This is a genomic window from Geminisphaera colitermitum TAV2 (assembly GCF_000171235.2).
Classification (GTDB): Bacteria; Verrucomicrobiota; Verrucomicrobiia; order Opitutales; family Opitutaceae; genus Geminisphaera; species Geminisphaera colitermitum.
On the sequence record NZ_ABEA03000170.1, the window covers coordinates 1 to 5,513 of the forward strand.

Annotated in this window: 4 protein-coding genes; 1 reads left to right on the top strand and 3 read right to left on the bottom strand. The window is 62.6% G+C overall.

What is annotated here, in order from left to right:
• Positions 1–91 precede the first annotated feature (91 nt).
• Positions 92–991, bottom strand: a complete 900-nt coding sequence (locus OBACDRAFT_RS18960; RefSeq protein WP_157837187.1) for a PEP-CTERM sorting domain-containing protein — start codon at positions 989–991, stop codon at positions 92–94.
• Positions 992–1,030: 39 nt separating this feature from the next.
• A complete protein-coding gene (locus OBACDRAFT_RS18965) occupies positions 1,031–3,793 on the bottom strand; it encodes a glycoside hydrolase family 5 protein (protein WP_043588348.1) in 2,763 nt (920 codons plus the stop codon).
• 102 nt (positions 3,794–3,895) lie between these two features.
• Between OBACDRAFT_RS18965 and OBACDRAFT_RS18970 the strand changes: the two genes are divergently transcribed.
• Entirely contained in the window at positions 3,896–5,044 is a 1,149-nt protein-coding gene (locus tag OBACDRAFT_RS18970) for a LacI family DNA-binding transcriptional regulator (RefSeq protein ID WP_157837188.1), read from the top strand.
• 245 nt (positions 5,045–5,289) lie between these two features.
• Here OBACDRAFT_RS18970 and OBACDRAFT_RS18975 read toward each other — a convergent pair.
• Positions 5,290–5,513: hypothetical protein (locus OBACDRAFT_RS18975; protein WP_081722199.1), on the bottom strand; the 224-nt coding region annotated here is incomplete at its 5' end.

Sequence of the window (5,513 nt, forward strand, 5' to 3'; positions counted from 1 at the left end):
GGGGGCTTCGCTTTCGTTTGCGAAGCCCGCGAATGGAATATGTGTGTCGTTCGGCGGATGCGGTCCGTCGCAAGCGTGCCCTTGCGTGTGCTCAGCGGCGGCGGCGCAGTGTGACTGCGAGCATGACCGCGGCGGCGAGGAGCGTGGCGACCGACGCGGGTTCGGGAATGGTGGAGCCGATGAAGAGGAGTCCATCCCCGCTGAAACGCGTGGTGGAGAAGTAGGCGTTGAGTTGGGCGGCGGTGTAGCTTTCGCCAAGGGTGTTGAGGGTGGTAGTGTCAAAGGTGAACGAGGAAACAACAAGGTTGTTGTTGAGCACGAGGGAGGTTGGGGAGTTAGTGCCGCCGATTGCCATCGTGAAGGCGCCGCCGGTCAGGTTGATATCCGACGTGAGAGTGAGGGTACCACCGAGGAGGCCGATGCTGCCGGTGAAAGCGCCTGCGTTGGTGACGGAGAGCGCGTATTGGCGGGCGGCGTTGCCGAAGGTCAAGGCGCCACCGCCGAGGAGATTGGTGACGTTGAGGGTAAGGTCCTGATTGGTGTTGTTGCCGATAAGGAGTGCGGTTTTCCCGTCGAGAGCCGTCAGGTTGGTAACGTTGAGCGTGGCAAGGATGTTGGTGGCCCCAGCGCTGCTGCTGACAGTGGCGGTCCCAAGGCGGAGATCGGCGATGTCCGTAATGCGGCTTTTGAGGGTAAGGGTGCCCATGGCGCCGCCGACACCGCCATCGACGGTCAGGGAGTCGCCGAGAAAGACTTGGGGGACGAGGGAGTTAGCAGTGGAGGGAGTGCGGAGGGTGTAGCCATTGGTGAAATAGGCGTTGCCGGGCGAGGCGGCTGCATCGTTGCTCCATAGGGTGGCAGTTGCCCAGTCTTGATTGCCGGTCTGGTTGCCCCTCAGGGTTACATTGTCGGCGCGAAGCGCAGCAGCGGCAAGCAGGCCGAGTGCGGCGAGTGTCGCGGAGGTGAGGTGGATGGCGGATTTGGTGTTCATGATGTTCATGGTGTTTTGGCGGGTTTAAGCGTGATTGGGTTATTGAGTGATGACTTCATACCAGATGGTCCGGTAATCGGGTCCGATGTGAAAGGTGGCGGCGGGGCCGTCGCGGGTGACGGGGACGGAGCGGGCGCGGCGTCCGTGTTCGTCGAGCGACCAGACTTCGACGGCGGTGACGCCGGAGGCGGGAGTGAGGGTGATTTTTGCGGGAATGCCTTCGACGAGCGTTGGGGCGCGGCCCGATTCCTTGACGCTGTTTTTGGCTACGGGGTCGTGCCAGATTTGCCCGGTGTTTTCGATGTAGCCGCAGGCGACGAGCAGGGCGCGTCCGGGAGAGCCGACGCGGTCGCCGCTCAGTTGGGAGAGGGCAATGGTTGACCAGTCCTGGAGGGTTTGGCCGGGCGTAATGACGAGGCCGTCGAGGTCAAAGGAGCGTCCGCAGGCGAAGCCGATGGCTGCCTTGGTGCGAGGTGAGCGAATGGTGAAAATGCCCGCGTTGGGCGCGGCGTCCCAAGTGAGTGCGCCGCCCTCGGTGGTGATGGGTCCGGCAGACGGAGTGGCAACGGTTGCGGGCGGGACGCCCGCGCCACTTTTGTTTTCGGCGAGGGCGAAGGCGACGCGGTGGCGAAGGGCGTCGGTGCGGGTGGCTCCGGCGGTGATCGCCGAAACGTTGGGGCCGACACGGCGCATCTGGCGCAGGTATTCCTCCGGAGTGATGGTGGTGGTTTTGGTGGTGACACCCGCAGGGGCGTCGGTGTCGCCACGCAGGAAAAGGGCGGCGGCAATGGGAAGGGTCGCGAGCTTGAGGGGATGCTGGTCAATGTCGAACTGGCCGCGCTGGTATCCGGCGTCCCACGGCGCGGTGCCGTGGGCGTAAGAGTAAACGAAAATGCCGCTCCAGTCCTGGAACGCGCCGTAGGCGGAAATGATGGGGAAGGCCTCCGCGCCGAAAGTGTTGGGCGACGAGTGATTGTATTCGGTGAGTAGATACGGTTTCCCGGCAGCGCGGTAGAACGCGGGCGAGGCGGCGTAGGCTCCTCCGGGCTCGTTGACCATGGAGAGGTTTTGGACGATCCTGCGTCCGTTGTCCTGGGTTTGCGGGTGCTGCCAGTAGGCGTGGTGGTCAAGGGCGTCGAATTTCTGCTGGAGGGGGAGCAGGCTGTAGGCACCGAGTTGTGAGCCGACGAGTATGGAGCGGATGCCGAGGTCGCGGCGGAGGTATTCGCGCATGTCGGTCCAGTAGTCGTCCTCGGTTTCCCAGAGGAAGCGGAGCCAGTCGTCGCAGGCGGCGGGCGAGAAGGTTTCAAAGCCATCGCGACGGAGGTAGGCGAGGGCGCGGTGCGCCGAAGTGGGAGCGGCGGCGGAAGCGGCGGCGTTGGCGGAATTGTTGGCGTTTTCCGCGTCAACGAAGGCGGGGAGTTTCGCGGAGGAGCCGCCTTCGCGGAGCGAGATTTCCTGAACGCGGAAATTGTTCGAGGCGGGGCTGGCGGTGGCGCGGAGGTTGAGGGCGAGGCGGATGCCGGAGGCCGGAGCGTTTTCCTTATAGACGAAGGTGTTTTCGATGGTGCGAAGGGTGTCGGTGGCGGGAATTTTTATGGAGAGGTGGGTGCGCCAGGGCGGGCGCGCATCCTTGATGTCGAGGATGAGTTCGGCGGGAGAATCGGCTTCGAGGGTGATGCGCAAGGTGTGGCGCGCGCCGGGTTTGAGGGAGACGGGTTGCAAGAGGGAGGCGCGGGCGTTTTTGGCAGCGTCGGGGAGGACGCGCAGGACGATGCCTCGCGGTTCGATGCCGGGGCCGGGGCTGGCGGGCGGTTCGAGGGCGAGCAGGGGGGAGGGGGAGGTGTTTTGGAGCGTCCAGTTTTTGGCGAGATTGGCGAGGCGGTGATTTTTGAGGAGTTCGGGGCCGGTGGGCGTGGCATCGGTGGCATCGGCGTTTTTCCAGGCGGCAAGCGCGGCGGCAGGCGAGCCGTGGTTGCGGGTGAGCCAAGCGTTCCATCGGGCGTTGAGTTCGCCAACGTAAAGCGGATCGAGCGTGTCGAGGTTGCCGCGCCACCAGCGTCCAACGACTCCGTTTTCGTTGTTGATTTCAACGATGGCCACGGCGGGGTCGTCGGCGTAGCGGAGCCCGGTGTAGTTGTTTTTGTGATGCAGGAGGTCGCGGGCGTATTGTTTCTGGAGGGCGATCATGCCGGGGACGAACATGTCGAGCGCCTTGTGGTATCTGGAGCCGGCGGGGAAACCGGGGTAGGTGCGGGAGACGTGGAGGTTGATGTTGGCGTAAATGCCGCGCGCCTTGAGTTGGGCGAAGAGGTAGTCGAGGCGGTCGAGTTGCGCGGGGTCGAGGGTTTGTCCATCGGCGTCTTCGTTCCAGATGGTGGCGCGGCGACCGGCGGCGTTGCGCAGGAGTCCGGTCCTGTCCATGTGGTGGAAGCGGACGCAGTTGACGCCGAGGCGGGCGAGGCGGGCAGCGAGTTTTTCAGCGTCGGCGTGCTCGGGGAAATTGGCGGCAAAGGCGAGGTTGACGCCGAGAAAACGGATGCGTTGGCCGGTGTCGGTGGTGATGAAGTCGGAGCCTTCGGCGCGGATGTAGCCGTGTTTGCCTGCGGGGGCGTCGAGCCAGCCGGTGAGATCAGCGACGCTGGCGTCCGTGACGGTGGTGGGCGGGGTGTCCCAAGCGATGGTGAAGGGGAAGAGGCCGGGCGGGGGGGCGGCGTTCAGGAGGTTTGGGGAAATGCAAGAGGCAACCAGTCCGCTGAACAGGACGCGACAGACGAAAAACAGGAGACGATGGGCAATCATGTTGGAGTGGTGGCTTGGGTACGAAAGTGACGGTTGACTGGATATGAGGGGGGAACAATTTCTTTGTTGCGTATCCTGATACGCAAAATTGAAGTGGAAGCCATGGGTTCAGTTAAAAAAACACGGAAGAAACTGGAGGTAAAAAAGATGGCGAGTGATGTGGAGGGGGGGGGGAGGGAGGTGCGGGAGGTGCCGGAACGTTGGACGCAACGGGAATTGGCGCGGCGGCTGGGCGTGAGTCAGGCAACGGTGTCACGCGTGCTGGCCAAGGGGGGCAGGCATTCGGAGGAAACGCGGCGGCAGATTATGGAGAAGGCTGGGGAGATAGGTTATCGGCCTGATCCGGCGTTGTTGAGTTTGAGCGCGTATCGTTGGAAACGGCGGCCAGCGACAAAGGAGTCGTTGGCATGGTTCGGAGGGTTGCCGCCAGCGGCGAGCGGTTACGAGCCGTTGTTGTTTCAAGCAGCGCGGGCGCGGGCGGAGCTTATGGGTTACGGGATGGAGTATTTTTGGGAATATGAACCGGGGTATTCGCCCAAACGTTATGCGCAGATTTTTAGTGCGCGTGGAATCGCGGGGGTGGCGTTCGGGCCGCGTCCGCGACCGCACGCGCGAATCGAGTTGGCGATTGAGCGGTTCGCAGCGGTTTCTTTGGGGCGGAGCGTGGACTGGCCTCCAGTTGATCGCGTGTCGGTGGACCATTTTCAAACGATGGAGTTGTGCTACTCGTCGGTGCGTGAACGCGGGTTCAGACGTATTGGTTTTTCAATGACGGAGAGTTACAGTGAGCGCACGGCGGGGTTGTGGACGGGGGCATTTCTGGCGCAACAGGTGAGGCATTATGGGATGGGTGCGGAGCGGGGCGTGGTCAAAATCCCGCCGTTGCTGGATGACGAGGCGCATTCAGGGGGGCGCTTTGAGACGTGGTTCAGCAAGTGGAGGCCGGACGCAATCATCACGATGGGGTGGCATTTTGGGTGTCTGGCGTCACTGCGTCGGATGGGGGTGAGGTTTCCTGAGGATGTGGGCGTGGCGTTGCTGGTGGTGCCGCCCTATATGGCAGAGGAGGAACCGGAGTTGACGGGGTTTTCGGGTATTCACGAGCCCGTGGAGGAACTGGCGGCGTTTGCGGTGGATGTATTGGTGGGTAGAATACGCAATAATGAGCGCGGGGTGCCAAAAGATCGGCGCGTGCATTTGTTGCCGGGTGCGTGGTTTGAGGGAAAGACTTTGGTGCCTTTGCGGGGGTAGTTTTTTTGAGGGGGAAATACAACGGAGGGGGGGGGGGAGAGGAGAGAGAGTAGGATTGGTTGCGGGCGGGACGCCCGCGGCACTCCGTTGTAGGGGCTTCGCTTGCGAAGCCCGCGACTGCGTTTCGGTCTGCGTTTCCGCCTGCGACTGCTTTTCTGGTATTCGATAAATCTGTCCGGCGTGCGCGGGCGTCGCAAGCGACGCCCCTACAGCGGGCGGGACGCCCGCGCCACGGGGAGGGAACGTCAGGTTTTGAGGGTGTCGTTGATAAATTTTTCGAAGGCTGGCTGGTGTTTTTCGATCCATTCTTTGCAGGCGGCTTCCCAGGTGAGTGAGCGGCCTTTTTCGCCTTCGATCCACTTATGCTTACGGATCTCCTGCTTCATGATGTAGGTCATCCGATAAAAGGGGTCTTCCGTCATCATGGGGGGGACGGGAACGTAGTCTTCGGTTTCGAGTATTCTGCGCA

What these genes read in the sequence shown, in the direction of transcription:
- OBACDRAFT_RS18960 (WP_157837187.1), bottom strand. Translation starts at nt 991, where the DNA reads ATGAACACCAAATCCGCCATCCACCTCACCTCCGCGACACTCGCCGCA.
- OBACDRAFT_RS18965 (WP_043588348.1), bottom strand. Translation starts at nt 3,793, where the DNA reads ATGATTGCCCATCGTCTCCTGTTTTTCGTCTGTCGCGTCCTGTTCAGC.
- OBACDRAFT_RS18970 (WP_157837188.1), top strand. Translation starts at nt 3,896, where the DNA reads ATGGGTTCAGTTAAAAAAACACGGAAGAAACTGGAGGTAAAAAAGATG.